The 14,311-nt window shown below is 51.0% G+C and carries 17 protein-coding genes; 13 read left to right on the top strand and 4 right to left on the bottom strand.

Features of this window, described 5'->3' with window-relative positions; translation table 11 throughout:
• Positions 1 to 61 precede the first annotated feature (61 nt).
• The 4 genes from sucC to OEZ43_20285 are packed head-to-tail and all read left to right on the top strand — an operon-like array spanning position 62 to position 4,093.
• Positions 62 to 1,225, top strand: a complete 1,164-nt coding sequence (gene sucC, locus OEZ43_20300) for an ADP-forming succinate--CoA ligase subunit beta (GenBank protein MDH5547925.1) — start codon at positions 62 to 64, stop codon at positions 1,223 to 1,225.
• A 2-nt stretch (positions 1,226 to 1,227) separates the two neighbouring features.
• A complete protein-coding gene (gene sucD, locus OEZ43_20295; GenBank protein ID MDH5547924.1) occupies positions 1,228 to 2,100 on the top strand; it encodes a succinate--CoA ligase subunit alpha in 873 nt (290 codons plus the stop codon).
• Positions 2,101 to 2,105: 5 nt separating this feature from the next.
• A complete protein-coding gene (locus tag OEZ43_20290; GenBank protein MDH5547923.1) occupies positions 2,106 to 3,743 on the top strand; it encodes an NAD+ synthase in 1,638 nt (545 codons plus the stop codon).
• A gap of 11 nt (positions 3,744 to 3,754) precedes the next feature.
• Positions 3,755 to 4,093 (top strand): P-II family nitrogen regulator, encoded by a 339-nt coding sequence (locus OEZ43_20285; protein MDH5547922.1) that lies wholly within the window; start codon positions 3,755 to 3,757, stop codon positions 4,091 to 4,093.
• A gap of 29 nt (positions 4,094 to 4,122) precedes the next feature.
• On the opposite strand, the gene OEZ43_20280 is transcribed toward OEZ43_20285, so the two are convergent.
• Both OEZ43_20280 and OEZ43_20275 read right to left on the bottom strand, forming a co-directional pair.
• Positions 4,123 to 4,641 (bottom strand): nitroreductase family protein, encoded by a 519-nt coding sequence (locus OEZ43_20280; protein ID MDH5547921.1) that lies wholly within the window; start codon positions 4,639 to 4,641, stop codon positions 4,123 to 4,125.
• A gap of 6 nt (positions 4,642 to 4,647) precedes the next feature.
• Entirely contained in the window at positions 4,648 to 5,463 is an 816-nt protein-coding gene (locus tag OEZ43_20275) for an outer membrane protein assembly factor BamD (GenBank protein ID MDH5547920.1), read from the bottom strand.
• A 117-nt stretch (positions 5,464 to 5,580) separates the two neighbouring features.
• Between OEZ43_20275 and rluD the strand changes: the two genes are divergently transcribed.
• From rluD to OEZ43_20260, 3 genes are read left to right on the top strand one after another with little or no spacing between them, the layout of a single operon-like run.
• Positions 5,581 to 6,552, top strand: a complete 972-nt coding sequence (gene rluD / locus OEZ43_20270; protein MDH5547919.1) for a 23S rRNA pseudouridine(1911/1915/1917) synthase RluD — start codon at positions 5,581 to 5,583, stop codon at positions 6,550 to 6,552.
• Positions 6,536 to 7,279, top strand: a complete 744-nt coding sequence (gene pgeF, locus OEZ43_20265; protein ID MDH5547918.1) for a peptidoglycan editing factor PgeF — start codon at positions 6,536 to 6,538, stop codon at positions 7,277 to 7,279. Before rluD ends, pgeF begins: the two co-directional genes overlap by 17 nt.
• Positions 7,280 to 7,338: 59 nt before the next feature.
• Complete coding sequence (locus OEZ43_20260) at positions 7,339 to 8,145, top strand: ZIP family metal transporter (protein MDH5547917.1); 807 nt, start codon at positions 7,339 to 7,341, stop codon at positions 8,143 to 8,145.
• Positions 8,146 to 8,197: 52 nt separating this feature from the next.
• On the opposite strand, the gene OEZ43_20255 is transcribed toward OEZ43_20260, so the two are convergent.
• Together OEZ43_20255 and OEZ43_20250 are read right to left on the bottom strand one after the other, a co-directional pair.
• On the bottom strand, positions 8,198 to 9,100 hold the full coding sequence (locus OEZ43_20255; protein ID MDH5547916.1) for a DUF1566 domain-containing protein: 903 nt from the start codon (positions 9,098 to 9,100) through the stop codon (positions 8,198 to 8,200).
• On the bottom strand, positions 9,101 to 9,736 hold the full coding sequence (locus OEZ43_20250) for a DUF1566 domain-containing protein (GenBank protein MDH5547915.1): 636 nt from the start codon (positions 9,734 to 9,736) through the stop codon (positions 9,101 to 9,103).
• Between the two features lie 333 nt (positions 9,737 to 10,069).
• Here OEZ43_20250 and OEZ43_20245 point away from each other — a divergent pair, with 333 nt between their 5' ends.
• From OEZ43_20245 to ispH, 6 genes are all read left to right on the top strand, one after another.
• Entirely contained in the window at positions 10,070 to 10,201 is a 132-nt protein-coding gene (locus tag OEZ43_20245; protein ID MDH5547914.1) for a hypothetical protein, read from the top strand.
• Between the two features lie 11 nt (positions 10,202 to 10,212).
• Positions 10,213 to 11,442 carry a DUF4147 domain-containing protein gene (locus OEZ43_20240; GenBank protein ID MDH5547913.1) on the top strand — a complete coding sequence of 410 codons (1,230 nt, stop codon included), beginning with the start codon at positions 10,213 to 10,215 and terminating at the stop codon, positions 11,440 to 11,442.
• A gap of 98 nt (positions 11,443 to 11,540) precedes the next feature.
• Positions 11,541 to 11,897, top strand: coding sequence for a PilZ domain-containing protein (locus OEZ43_20235; GenBank protein MDH5547912.1), 357 nt, complete (start codon positions 11,541 to 11,543; stop codon positions 11,895 to 11,897).
• A gap of 104 nt (positions 11,898 to 12,001) precedes the next feature.
• A complete protein-coding gene (gene argJ, locus OEZ43_20230; GenBank protein ID MDH5547911.1) occupies positions 12,002 to 13,222 on the top strand; it encodes a bifunctional glutamate N-acetyltransferase/amino-acid acetyltransferase ArgJ in 1,221 nt (406 codons plus the stop codon).
• The gene (locus OEZ43_20225) at positions 13,222 to 13,662 is read left to right on the top strand and encodes an FKBP-type peptidyl-prolyl cis-trans isomerase (protein MDH5547910.1); all 441 of its coding nucleotides are present in this window, start codon (positions 13,222 to 13,224) and stop codon (positions 13,660 to 13,662) included. Before argJ ends, OEZ43_20225 begins: the two co-directional genes overlap by 1 nt.
• Positions 13,663 to 13,675: 13 nt before the next feature.
• Positions 13,676 to 14,311 (top strand): 4-hydroxy-3-methylbut-2-enyl diphosphate reductase (ispH, locus tag OEZ43_20220; protein ID MDH5547909.1); only part of this gene is annotated, 636 nt, incomplete at its 3' end.

Raw genomic sequence — 14,311 nt, 5'->3', positions numbered from 1 at the left:
CCTACCATAGGTATCGGAACACGAACTCCAGGTTTGAATAGCCTTTCGACGTGAATCTTTAATGAAACTGCACGAATACCAGTCAAAACAGCTTTTTCAGGACTATCAGATTCCAACGCCGCAAGGCAGTTTGGTGGAATCGACAGAGGCTGCTGTGGAAGCGGCGCAACGGCTCGGTGGTGATAGCTGGGTGGTAAAGGCGCAGGTGCATAGTCGCGGTCGAGGACCGGCGGGTGGCGTGTGCATTGTGCGCAGTATTGATGAGCTGCGACGGATTTGTGAGGATTTACTAAATCGCAGCCTGATCACGAAGCAGACAGGACCAGCGGGCCAGCCTATTAGACGCCTGCTAATCGAACAGGTTGTTGATATCCGACAGGAGCTATACCTCGCTATGCTGATTGATCGGAGTCTCGATCGCATTGTCGTAGTTGCCTCGGTTTATGGTGGCGTCGATATCGAAGAGCTTTCTATAGAAAAGCCGGAGAGCGTCCACACTGTTGCTGCCGATCTGGTGCTAGGATTGCTACCCAATCACGCGCGTCGGCTGGCGCTCAAACTGGGCTTGGATAAACGCCAGGAAACCGAACTGGCGCAAATTATTTATAAGCTCTATCGTCTGTTTCGAGACAAGGATCTGGTGTTGCTGGAAATCAATCCCATCGCAGTCAATCACAAGGGCGAGCTGGTTGCACTCGATGCAAAGCTAGTCGTGGATGACAATGCGCTGCATAGACATGAATATCTAAGTGAAATACGCGACGTGGAGCAAGAGGACGAACGCGAGAATTTTGCTGAGCAACACGGTCTGCACTACGTTTCCTTGAAAGGGAATATTGGCTGCATCGTCAATGGCGCAGGTTTGGCTATGGCGACAACCGATTTGCTGAAATTGCACGGTGGAGAACCCGCCAATTTTCTTGATCTCGGCGGGCGACTCGATGAAGATACCGTGATTGAAGCTGTGCGTCTGATACTTTCTGCGTCAAATATCACTGGCATCCTGGTAAACATCTTTGGCGGAATCGTTCAGTGCGACGTTGTTGCCCGCGGATTGGTGCGTGCAGTGGCAGAGCTCCATGTCGAACTTCCCGTCGTAGTGAGATTTTCAGGAACATTTTCAGAAGAAGCCTGCACGTTGCTGCGGGGCTCCCCATTCAAATTCGATATAAAAGACGATTTTGTCGAATCGGTGAGAGCTATCGTCCAATACACACAGGTGTAAACGTGGCAATTTTACTCGATAAAAATTCCAAAGTTTTGATACAAGGATTCACCGGAAACAGAGGCAGTTTCCATGCACAGCGTATGCTGGAATATGGCACGCACATCGTTGGTGGCGTGACGCCGGGAAAAGGTGGTAGCACGCATTTAGGCCTGCCGGTATTTAATACCGTTGACGATGCAGTAGCGGCAACCCGGGCGAATGTCAGCCTGGTTTTTGTTCCTGCAAACATGGCAACAGACGCGATAGTTGAAGCCGCCGAAGCAGGGATTGGTTTGATTATTTGCGTAAGTGAGGGTGTGCCTGTACACGATGTGCTTAAACTGAAAGGCTCTCTCGCCAATCACGGCACAATACTGATAGGGCCCAATAGCCCCGGCATCGTAACACCGGAACAATGTCTCGCCGGGGTAATGCCGGGTGAAATCTTTAAACCGGGTATCATCGGAATTGTTTCTCGTTCCGGCACCCTGACCTACGAAGCGGTAAAGCAGACGACGGCCGTTGGCCTTGGCCAATCGACCGTGGTCGGTATCGGCGGCGATGCCTTACAAGGCTTGAGTTTTGTTGACTGCATACGCATGTTCGAAGAGGATCGCAAGACCAAGGGCATGATAGTCGTTGGTGAAATTGGTGGAAATGCTGAGCAAGAGCTTGCCGCCTATATTCGAAAGCATGTGAAAAAGCCCGTTGTGGCTTATGTGGCAGGCGTTACTGCACCTACGGATAAACGTATGGGACACGCAGGCGCAATTATTTCGGGTGGTCAGGGTACGGCAAGAGAAAAGTTTGCGGCTTTTGAAACAGCGGGAGTCACAGTCGTACGTTCACCCGCTGAAATGGGTACGCGTATGCTGGACTTTTTCGAAGGATAAGCGACATGCGCACGTTAACGATTGCCCTTGGGCAGCTTGATTTTATTGTTGGCGACGTACCTGGAAACACGCGAAAAATTCGCGACTCATCCAGAATAGCCCACGAGCAAGGTGCGGATGTCATCGTCTATCCTGAGCTGACTTTAGTCGGCTATCCACCCGAAGATCTGTTATGGCGTCCGGGCTTGAAACGTAAAGTCAATGTTGCACTCGACAAGTTGTGTCACTCCCTGCCGGCAGATATTGCTGTTGTCATAGGTCATCCACATTGGACCGAGGACGGAAAGCTGATGAATGCGGCTAGCGTTTTCCGAAGTGGCAAATTGTTGGTCCGTTATTTCAAAATGGAATTGCCTAATTACGCCGTATTTGATGAGCGACGTTATTTTACGCCGGGAGATAAGCCTGCGGTTTTTGACGTTGAGGGAGTCTTGCTCGGGGTTACGATTTGCGAGGATACCTGGTTGCCAGAGGCTTCGCGCAAATCTCGCGAAGCAGGCGCGCAGATTATATTGAACCTGAACGCTTCTCCATTTCACGTAGGCAAAACCGCGCAACGGGAACAAATCGTCGCCAGGCGTTCTCAAGAAACTAATGTGCCGGTAGTCTATGTCAATCTTGTTGGTGCGCAAGATGAATTGGTTTATGACGGCACTTCATTCGTGACAAACAGTAATGGCGTTGTTGTTTATCGCAGCGAGTCATTTCGTGAGTCAATGTCGTTGCTGAAATTTGAATGTTCGGAAAACGGCGTTGTGCCTGAGGCATCAACTCCATTGCGTCCATTGCCAGGCAAAGTCGAAAGCGTATATCAGGCACTGGTTTGTGGTGTGCGCGACTATGTGTTGAAGAACGGTTTCAAAGGCGTGGTAATTGGTTTGTCTGGTGGAATCGATTCGGCACTGACCTTGTGCGTGGCCTGCGATGCCCTCGGTGAGGAAAATGTCGAAGCGGTGATGCTGCCTTCACGTTATACCAGCGACATGAGTCTCGAAGATGCGAAAAAAATGGCGTCGAATCTCGGCGTTGAATATCACGTCATCAGTATTGAACAAAGCTTCAATGCCTTTCTTGATACGCTGAAAGAAACTTTTGCTGATAGCAAACCCGATGTTACGGAAGAAAATATTCAGGCGCGTTGTCGCGGCGTGATCTTGATGGCGATATCCAATAAACGCGGCAAGATGGTGCTCACCACCGGGAATAAGAGTGAGATGGCGATGGGATATTCCACGCTCTATGGCGACATGGCGGGCGGATACAACGCGCTTAAAGATGTACCTAAAACCTTGGTATATGAGTTGTCGCGTTATTGTAATCGTGATCAGGAAGTGATCCCGCAGCGTATCATTGACAGGCCACCGTCTGCTGAGCTACGCCCGGATCAGAAAGACCAGGACAGTTTGCCGCCTTATGAGATACTCGATGGCATACTCGAAAAGTATGTCGAACGGGATGAATCTATCGAGCAGATTATTGCCGATGGCTATGACGAGACGATAGTTAGGCGTGTTGTGTGGCTTTTGGATCGCAATGAATACAAGAGACGCCAGGCCGCGCCTGGTGTTAAGATAACGGCCCGAGCATTTGGCAAAGACCGGCGCTATCCGATTACTAGTGGATATTCCGAACTGGATAACTGAGGGAGGTTGTTGTGAAGAAGATCGAAGCCATAATCAAACCATTCAAACTCGACGACGTGCGTGAAGCCTTGTCAGAGATCGGAATTACAGGAATGACGGCGACAGAAGTACGTGGATTCGGTCGTCAAAAAGGCCATACCGAACTTTATCGCGGTGCTGAATACGTGGTGGACTTTCTACCGAAGATAAAAATCGAAGTCGTCGTTGGTGAAGAGCAGGCGCAGAATTGCGTCGAGGCGATTGTGAATGCGGCGCGCACGGGCAAGATAGGCGATGGTAAAATCTTTGTTGTCCCCGTAGAAAAAGTTGTGCGTATTCGTACCGGCGAGGAAGACGCGGACGCGATCTAGGTGTTCCCGGATTCGCTAAAGGTTTTCGATTAACGTTGTATAAGGACTTCGTCGATAGGTAGACGCGAAGTTGGCTCGGGGATTTCCGCGGGATAACCAAGACTTAAAATAGCTACTGGCGTCAGGTCATCCTCGAGTCGTAAGGCCTTTCTAATCGATACGGCGTCAAATTCACCGATCCAGGTAGAGCCCAGTCCCGCCGCAACAACGGCCAGTTGCGCATAGGCGCAGGCAATCGTGGCATCCTGGAGCGCGAAAAGACTGCCTTTTTCACCATAACGTTCTTCGGACTTTTTATCCTTGCTGCAAAACACCAGGCATACCGGCGCTTGTGAGATGAAGTTCTGTGTTTTCATGGCTGCGCACAGCGCATCACGACTTTCATTGCTGGAAACCACAACGATCTGGTAAGACTGCAAATCCCCTGCGGATGGCGCTGAACAGGCGGTTTCGATAATAGCGTGCAGTTTTTCCTTTTCTACCGGCATATCGCTCTGGTATTTACGTATTGAATGGCGGTTTCGTACTGTCGCGAAAAAGTCCCACATGAGGTTTTACTCTCCGGTATCGTTCAAACCAAACAACTTGCTGTCGTTCAGAGCTAATGTTTGGGGGTGTTTGGGAAAATTGGTTTTGAGTACTCGTTCTGCGTCAGCCGCCAGATCGTCCAGGCGCAGTTTACGGTAGGCTTTGACCATAATGTTTAATGCCTCGGGCAATGATGGCGTCTGATAAAGGTTTTCGACGATATACTTGGCGCGATTGGCGGCAGCAATATAGGCATTCATTTTTATGTAATAACGCGCCGAATACAGTTCGCTACGTGCAATGCTATTGCGCAAATAGGCCATGCGTTGCGCGGCATCCTGGGCATAGGGGCTTTCAGGGAAGCGTTCGAGTAATTCCGAGAAATACTGAAACGCCTGTCGTGCTGTTCCCGAGTCACGCGTGGCCGGGTCCATTTTGGCAATCTCGTCAAACGCGCTGATACCTTGATTAAAACGAATAACGCCTTTTAGATAGTAGGCGTAGTCGACGCGCGGGTGACGAGGATAGAGTTTGATAAAGCTGTCGGCCTGCGCAACGGCGGTTTCCGGCTCTTCAAATTTGTAATAGGAATAGGCCTTGTCCAGTTGTGCCTGTTGTGCGAATTTTCCAAATGGGAATCGCGCTTCCAGAGACTCCAGCTTTTGTATAGCGGTTTCGTAGTCGCCTCGGTCAAGGGCATTGCGGGCATCCTGGTAAAGCGTGGCGGCACTCTTGTCAGCGTCGTCCATGCCGATAATGCTTTGTGAGCGCTGGGGATTGTTCGAACATGCGCTCAGCATGGCGATGACAACCAGGAGTACAATTCGTTGGATAAAGCTCATGTGGTCTCGGATGCAGTCTGAAAGAGGCCTAGTATATAACAGCTTCTCGTCTGCTATAAGCCAATTCCCTGATTTGGTTATAATGGCGCGCTTGGCCACAACCCACCTGGACGGAAAATGTCTGAAAAAATACTGCATCTGAAGATTTCACATCTCGATTACGGCCTTCGGCTGGATCAGTTTCTTGCACGGGAGTTGCCAGATTACTCGCGCAGCCGCATACAAAAGTGGATCAAGGACGGACTCGTTACCCTCAATGGCGAGGTCGTACCTGGACGCGAGAAACTCAAGGTGGGTGGCGAGGTCCAGGTGAATGTTGAGGCGGCTTTGGAAGCCGTGGAGACAGAAAACTGGGATGCGCAGCCGATACCGCTTGATGTCGTCTACGAAGACGAACACATCATGGTGATAGACAAGCCTTCGGGACTGGTAGTGCATCCTGGTGCGGGCAACCCGGATAACACGATGGTGAATGCACTGGTCCACCATGATGCTGCGTTGGCTAAAGTGCCGCGCGCGGGGGTGGTACACCGACTGGATAAAGAAACCACCGGCTTGTTAGTAGTGGCGCGAACCATCGCCGCGCACACCCGTCTGGTCGAGGCTCTGCAAGACCGGGATTTTGATCGCGAGTATCTGGCATTGGTGTGGGGTGAGATGACAGCCGGCGGTATGATTGATGAGCCCATTGGTCGCCATCCCTCGGTGCGAACCCGCCAGGCTGTTTCACATAGCGGCAAGCCTGCGCTGACGCATTACCGACTGGAGGAACGCTTTCGCGCCCATACCTTGTTGCGGGTAAAGTTGGACACCGGGCGTACTCACCAGATTCGCGTGCACATGGCCTATATCAAACACCCAATCGTCGGCGATCCTGTGTATGGCGGTCGCCTGAAAATTCCGCCGGCTGCGAGTGCGCATTTTGCCGAGTGTTTGCGTGGCTTTAAGCGCCAGGCTTTGCACGCGCAACGACTGGGACTGGAGCATCCGATCACCGGTGAGTATATGTCGTGGGAATCACCGATACCTGAGGATCTGAAAGCGCTGATATCGGCGATGAGGGAGGATTATCGTGAGCACAAGGAGTGACTGGATAGTCCCGGAGTGGCCAGCACCTGCTAATGTATTGGCTTTGTCGACATTGCGAACTGGCGGTGTCAGCGAGCCTCCCTTTGATAGTTTCAATTTTGGAGATCATGTCGAGGATCGTCCGCAACATGTGGCTGCCAATCGGCAACGTTTGATAGAACAGGTGCATCTACCGTCTGAACCCAGATGGTTGCAGCAGATTCACGGAATCGCCGTTGTTGATGCAGCGCGCGCTCCGATGGGAACCGCCGCCGACGCCAGCTACAGCACAACTCCTGGCGTGGTGTGCGCAGTGATGACCGCGGATTGCCTGCCGGTATTGTTCTGTTCCCGCGATGGCAGCTGTGTGGCTGCCGCCCATGCGGGATGGCGCGGTCTGCTGTCTGGCGTGCTCGAGGCGACAATATCCGCTTTGCCGGCCGTTGGAAAAGATATTGTTGCCTGGCTTGGGCCTGCTATTGGTCCCGAGGCCTTTGAGGTTGGTGAGGACGTTTATGCCGGATTTGTGGAGCACGATGCCTGTAGCGCCGGGGCATTTAAGCCCGGCGGACCTGGAAAATACTTCGCGGATATTTACGCCCTCGCGCGTTTGCGTCTGACAAATGCGGGTGTTACTGCGATCCATGGTGGCGGGTATTGTACTTATACCGATAGATCTCGGTTCTTCTCTTTTCGCCGTGACGGCAGGACGGGACGCATGGTTAGTCTGATCTGGATGGCTGACTAATTGGATATGGGCCGTGAATCCAGTATGATTCGCCAACTTTCCCCAAACAAGGTCTTTGCGTGAGCACGCTAACCTGGATCATCATCTTCAGCCTGGTGGGTGGCGTCCTTAGCGTTATGGCAGCCGCTGTTTTTCTGTTGCTTCCGGCATTGTGGCGCACACGTCTAATACCCCATCTGGTGAGCTTCGCCATTGGTGCTTTATTGAGCGCGGCCTTATTGGCGCTACTACCCCATGCCATCGGCGCCGGGGTAACTGACGTGCACAATATTTCTTTGACCGTATTGATGGGACTGCTTGGGTTCTTTGTGCTGGAGAAACTGGTGTTGTGGAGGCATTGTCATCACAGTGACTGTGAAGTGCACGCGCCTGAAGATATCCACGAACATCACCACCACCATCATCACCAACCGGCGAGCGTACCGGCGGCAAACCTGGTATTGATCGGCGATGCGGTCCACAACTTTGTTGATGGCGTTCTGATCGCGGCTGCCTTCATGATGGATATTGAACTTGGGATAGTTACCGCCTTAGCAGTTGCGGCCCACGAGATCCCGCAAGAGGTTGGTGATTTTGCGATCTTGTTGCAAAGTGGTTTTTCTCGTGCCAAAGCGCTGGCTTTCAATATCCTATCCAGCCTGACAACCGTCGTTGGTGGTGTTCTGGCTTATTACAGCTTGGGCCCAGTGCAGGACTTTGTGCCGTATATTCTGGCAGTAGCGGCGTCGAGTTTTATCTATGTGGCGGTTGCCGATTTAATTCCCGGACTACATCAAAAAGTCGATTTAAAGACCAGCGTGCAACAGATCAGTTTGATACTGGCCGGCGTGCTGGTGATTTATTTTGCGCACTCAACGTTGCACTAAGCAGATTTTTTGAAAAGAATAAAACAGCGGCGAGTTGCCGCCGCTGTTGTGATTAGTTGGGACTTCTGACCAGCATAATGCCGTTAGTAAAGCCTTGGCCATTGGAGCTGCAGGCTTTGGAATGCACTTCACTTTTGCCGTCATTGGGATGTATAGACCATGCCTGCGCCGGGTTATAATAGCTGGTCTCTGCGGTCCAACGATGTCGACGCATGTGAAGATTGGGGAAATATTTTTCATCAATATAAACCGCGTTTTCGTAACGCAGCACACCGCCGCCGTCTATGTACCAATTCAATTCTACGCCGTAGTCAATTAGTGATCGAAATTCCTCACGTTTAGGTAGGCGCCAATCGCTAAAACCACATAGTTTCTCAAAGTTGTTCACTTTGGAAATGAATTCGTTGGTATTACCTTTGAGGAATTTGATTCCCGCGCAGTCTCCCTCTACGGCGGCCATGCCTGGATCGCCACCATTTTTAGTGGCGTCGGGTTCATACCATGTGTACATATGTCCGGCGTCGTGTTCACCTGAAACCGTTTTGGTTTCCCATATCAAGTTGGTGACATTGTCGCGAACACACCCCCATACCTGTGCATCGTCAGGCAGCTCAGCGCCTGTCGCGCCATCCAGTTTGGTAAAACTGAATCCGCCTTTGCCATCAGCAGGATTGGCGTCTGAAACGTCACGCCCACTGTCAGCATCCTGGCCAGGAGCTGCGGCAGAACCTTTGATAGGCGAGGCCGGAATAATCTCATATGGAGAATCGGCGACCATGTGTTGCTGGTAAAAATCGACGCCAGTGTCATTGAGGACCAGGCGAGTTGTCGAGCCTTTTATACCCCCTCGTCGATCACCGTCAGTTCCTCTATCACCAACATATGGTTCACATGCACTCAAAACCAGTACACATGTTACAGCTCCCACTAACGTATAGCGCGACATGTATTTCATCTATCTCCCCCCGGTGGCGGAATCACCACTTATCAACATGACATGATGTTTTTCGTGGGTCGGGGTTTCCGCGGCTTTGCCAGCGGCCTGATTATCGACGAGTGAAAATGTCCAGGCCTGGGTGTGATATTGATAGATCGGTGTCGCATTTTTGTCTTTGTTAATATTGATCTGTGCAATCTTGCGAGAGGGCGTCGAGCTCCAGAATTTTGTTGCGCCAGTTTTTGATGCAGCATCAGGGAAGATCGAGGTGTCGATCGGTGGATAGCAGTGCAGCATGATAAGCGACGCCAGCTCCTTGATATTGGGCACGCGCCAGGTAGTGATACCGGCATAGCCACCATTTTGATTGAGATTTTGCGTCTCAACCAAGACGCGGTTCCAGGTATCTTGTATATCGAGACGCGTGGTGCCTTCATAAGGCGTATCACAGATACGTTTTTCCTGGTCCCAGTTACGTCCCAACGGGCATCGCATCCAGGTCAGGCCAGTCAGTGAGTCGTTGACGGTACCATCGCCATTATCAACGTAACGATCCATGATATGGTATGGCAGATCAGTTTTACAGGCAGCGTCAGCAATGATCGGAAAACTCAATGTGATCAGCCACGCGCCGAGAGTGATGAGTTTATACATATATTCCCTGCCCACGTAGAGTGTGAATGTCCGTGCTGTTAAGTCATTTTTTGAATACCGGACATAGCGCACAAACTAACATGTATTTGCTTAAAATATAATGACAAAGCTGAGTAAAACGCAGGGTAAAAAAAAGAGGGATGCCCTTTTGGGGCATCCCTTCCTATAGGGAGGATGAGAGAAAAATGAAAATAGCGTCCGTCTCGTACTGCTCAATCGAGACATAGTAGTAATTGCATTGCTTGTGCCAGTTTTTATCTTTTCTTTTGTGGACGTGTTAACTGACTGTATTGTTATAGGTTTCAATATGCATGAAAGGTGATTGGTGGACATATGCCAGTTTGCATTCCGGTATATGGCGAAATCGCGCCGAGAAAGCGGCAAAACAACGTCGCAAAAGCGATGGCCTTACGAAATTTTGACGAAGTCTTAATTCCTGTCGATAATTCCTTGACGCTTTCTTAGGAGACTTGTTCGTGAATGACCCGCGCGCCATGATCATGGGGTTGTACGAGCACATACTCCGCCAGGTGAATGGCCAGGTCTGTGTGGCAGATGCGCTATCGAGCAGTGGTTATCGACCAAATGCGGTCATCGCCATAGGCAAGGCAGCGGCGAGCATGATGCAAGGGGCGCTTTCCGGTCTTCCAGAAAAAGCCTTGCTCATTACGGCGCCTGATTATCTCGGTGAGAAATCCTTCCCTGATTTTGTAGAGATTTTATACAGCGGACACCCGATACCCAACCAGGGCAGTTTGCAGGCAGGCGAGCGCTTGATTGGTTTTCTGCGTGAATTGCCTGAGGATGCGAAGCTTCTGTTTCTGCTTTCTGGGGGGAGTTCTGCTATGGTCGAGAGCTTGGCTTCTGGTGTCACGCTGTTGGATTTGCAGACGACCAATCAGTGGCTACTGGCCAATGGTTATAGCATAACCGAGATTAACGAAGTACGACGGCGCTTGTCGCGGATCAAAGGGGGTGGTTTGTGCCATTTTTTCCGCGTTGCGGAATGTCGAGCGTGGTATATCTCTGATGTCCCTGGGGACGACCCTTCGGTGATAGGCTCGGGCTTGTTGTTTCCCTCTGGTGTCGCTAGCGAAGTGGAGGGTTTACCAGCGTCGATAGCGCGTTTATTTAGCACTTTACCCACAAATACTGAGCCATGCTGTAGAGATGCGCGCATATTAGCGAGCGCATCTACGGCGCGTAGCGCGGCTAGCAGTTTCGTAAATCCAGACTTTGAAGTGACATTGCATAGCTCCTATCTTGATGGTGATGTGGCCGAAGTTGCAGCAGAGATAGTGGAAACGCTGCGGGCGTCTGGCGATGGCATGCACATCTGGAGCGGCGAACCTACAGTGAGCCTGCCCACGACGCCGGGGCGCGGCGGTCGCATGACAGCGCTGGCCTTGCATCTTATTAAATTGCTGGCGGTAGAGTCGCAAAATGTGTCTAAATTCGCCTGGACGGCGCTTTGTGCAAGTACCGATGGCGTCGATGGAAATGCGGATGCAGCAGGGGCGATAGTCGATTGCCATAGTGCGCATGCGCTGCGTGCGCAGGGGATTGATATTAAAGAGTATATTTGCCAGGCGCGCAGTGGGGAATGTCTAGGAGTAATCGATTCCTTGCTACCCAAACGAATCACTGGAACCAATGTCACAGATCTGATTATTGTGTTTAAACAGCCGATTTATCAGCCGATATGATTTAGGTATCTTCGGACAATACGCTGTTTTCTGTGATAAATTTTTATACGCGGAATGAATTTAGGGATAGATTGGGGGAAACGGGACAGTGAGGTGTAATGATGACGCTTGAACGACGTGGTCATGACCGGGAAAGTCTGGCGAAGGCTGATATTCCGGGGCAATTTCTGATTGAATGCGAAGGCAACAGTCAGGGATTTTCGCTGGTTTCCGATGTGTCTATTTCTGGTATGGGCCTGACTGTATCCCAAGCTATTGACGTCGGCAAAGAGGTTCAGATCAAGTATGTATCCGACGAATTCAATGTTTGCATCAATGCGGTTGTCGTCTGGTGTTTGATCGATGAAAAGGAAACCCGTATCGGGGTTAGCTTTTCCGCCGAGGATCTGGATGCCAATGTTATGCTGTTTATGACGCTACGCGAATTCATTGATGATTTTGGCGAAGCGTTTTAGCTTCATTCAGTCCGGTATTGCTTTCATCACTTTTCCACTTGTTTTCTTTGGCTATCCCGCTAGGATAGTGCCCTTGTGTAACTTATTCGAGGTGGTGTGGCGCTATGGCGGTTGGTCTGCAAGCGGTATCTTCTTTGGAGGCCGTGAACGGTATTCGTATTGGTGTCTGTGAAGCGGGAATCCGCTATAAAAACCGACGCGATCTGGTGGTGTTTGAGATTTCAGAAAATGCAGCGGTGGCGGCGACATTTACACGCAATGCATTTTGCGCCGCACCGGTTCAAGTCGCGCGAGAACACTTAGCCTCTAATACTCCACGATATTTGTTGATCAATACGGGCAACGCCAATGCGGGCACGGGAGAACGGGGTTATGCCGATGCCCAGCGCAGTTGCGAGATACTTGCACAGCAAACAGGGATCGCAAGCGAGCAGGTTTTACCTTTTTCCACCGGTGTAATCGGTGAGTTTTTACCGATGGAAAAGTTGGAATCCGGTATCGGCAAAGCCTTGTCGGCACTAAACGCGGATGCGTGGGTAGAAGCCGCCAAGGGTATTATGACGACGGACACCTTGCCCAAAGGGATTAGCGATCAAATCGAAATCGGTGGCGCGCAGATTCAGATAACAGGGATTTGCAAAGGGGCGGGCATGATACGCCCTAATATGGCGACGATGCTGGCTTTTGTTGCGACTGATGCGCGGATTGATCCAGAACTATTACAGCAGTGTCTGTCCGAGGCTGTAGATCTTTCTTTCAATCGCATCACTATCGATTCAGATACTTCGACTAATGACAGTTGTGTTTTGATAGCGACTCAGAAGGCAGAAATGCCTATCATTGACGATGCGACTTCCGCAGAATATGCAATGTTTCGCATGGCGGTTATCAGTCATTGTCAGCGCCTGGCGCAAATGCTGGTGCGCGATGGAGAAGGCGCTACTAAGTTTATGACGATAGAGGTCAACAGCGGAGCGAATCTGCTGGAATGTGAAGACGTGGCGTTTACCGTTGCTCATTCGCCTTTGGTGAAGACGGCGTTTTATGCCAGTGATCCCAATTGGGGGAGAATTCTGGCGGCCATCGGTCGCTCCAATGTTCCCGGTCTGAATGTCGACAAAATCGACGTCTATCTAAATGAAGTTTGTATCGTTGAGCACGGCTGTCGTGCGTCAGGCTATACGGAAGAACAAGGTCAAAACGTCATGAATCAGAGTGAAATCACGGTGCGTATCGAATTGAGACGTGGCGATGAATCGGCTACGGTGTGGACCACGGATTTTTCCCATGACTATGTCACCATCAACGCGGAGTATCGAAGCTAGTGGTCTCTACTGGGAAAGTCGCGCAGACTGGCAGCACAGTGATTGTTCACTGTCGTTTGGCTTCCGCGGAAGGAATTATCCTGGAGGACACCTTCGACGAGGAGCCTTTAACGCTGACGCTTGGACAAGGCGAGCTGATCGCAGGTTTGGAACAAGTGTTACTCGGGATGGCGGCTGGCGAGGAGAAAACGGTAGAGCTTGGACCCGAACAGGCGTTTGGCATGCCCGACCTGGAACGCATTATGGACATGGATCGTGAGGAATTCCCCGCAGAAATGGCTATTGAAAAGGGTCAGATTATCGGGTTTACTTCCCCCTCCGGCGAAGACGTGGCCGGTATGATACGCGAAATCGGCGAATCGTCGGTTACCGTTGATTTTAATCACCCCCTGGCGGGTAAGGACATAATCTTCGATGTCAAACTGATATCGATTGAATGAGAAGAAGGTTGTTATGCAGGTAGAATTGGCCAATCCCCGCGGTTTTTGTGCAGGCGTCGATCGTGCAATCGAGATTGTCGAACGAGCGCTTGAGATGTTTGGTCCACCTATCTATGTTCGTCATGAGGTTGTCCACAATAAATTCGTGGTCGGCAATCTGAAAGAAAAAGGCGCCATATTCGTCGAAGAACTGGACGAGGTGCCTGACGATCAGACTGTTATTTTCAGTGCGCACGGCGTTGCCCGTAGTGTGCGCGATGAAGCCGATCGCCGTGGTTTGAAGGTTTTCGATGCGACCTGTCCATTGGTAACCAAGGTTCATATGGAAGTCGTGCGCCACCAGAAATCCGGGCGCGATGTGATCCTAATCGGCCACCAGGGGCACCCGGAAGTGGAAGGCACCTTGGGGCAATACGACCAATCCCTGGGTAAAGGGCGTATTTATCTGGTTGAGGATGAAAGCGATGTTGCCCAGCTTGCGGTAGGTGATCCTGAAAATCTCGCCTTTGTGACACAGACGACGTTGTCAATGGATGATACCGCCGGTGTCATCTCTGCCTTGCGCGAGCGTTTCCCCAATATCGTGGGGCCGAAGAAAGACGATATTTGTTACGCCACGCAAAATCGCCAGGAAGCGGGCAAGAGGCTG

The organism is Gammaproteobacteria bacterium (assembly GCA_029881255.1).
Classification (GTDB): domain Bacteria; phylum Pseudomonadota; class Gammaproteobacteria; order S012-40; family S012-40; genus JAOUMY01.
This window is presented reverse-complemented; position numbering and strand designations above follow the sequence as displayed.

Bases quoted from the DNA above. Each gene is read 5' to 3' on its own strand.
- rluD (MDH5547919.1), top strand. From the start codon at position 5,581: ATGTCTGAAAAAATACTGCATCTGAAGATTTCACATCTCGATTACGGC.
- OEZ43_20275 (MDH5547920.1), bottom strand. From the start codon at position 5,463: ATGAGCTTTATCCAACGAATTGTACTCCTGGTTGTCATCGCCATGCTG.
- OEZ43_20255 (MDH5547916.1), bottom strand. From the start codon at position 9,100: ATGAAATACATGTCGCGCTATACGTTAGTGGGAGCTGTAACATGTGTA.
- argJ (MDH5547911.1), top strand. From the start codon at position 12,002: ATGGCGGTTGGTCTGCAAGCGGTATCTTCTTTGGAGGCCGTGAACGGT.
- OEZ43_20245 (MDH5547914.1), top strand. From the start codon at position 10,070: ATGCCAGTTTGCATTCCGGTATATGGCGAAATCGCGCCGAGAAAGCGG.
- OEZ43_20290 (MDH5547923.1), top strand. From the start codon at position 2,106: ATGCGCACGTTAACGATTGCCCTTGGGCAGCTTGATTTTATTGTTGGC.
- OEZ43_20235 (MDH5547912.1), top strand. From the start codon at position 11,541: ATGATGACGCTTGAACGACGTGGTCATGACCGGGAAAGTCTGGCGAAG.
- OEZ43_20280 (MDH5547921.1), bottom strand. From the start codon at position 4,641: ATGTGGGACTTTTTCGCGACAGTACGAAACCGCCATTCAATACGTAAA.
- OEZ43_20250 (MDH5547915.1), bottom strand. From the start codon at position 9,736: ATGTATAAACTCATCACTCTCGGCGCGTGGCTGATCACATTGAGTTTT.
- sucC (MDH5547925.1), top strand. From the start codon at position 62: ATGAAACTGCACGAATACCAGTCAAAACAGCTTTTTCAGGACTATCAG.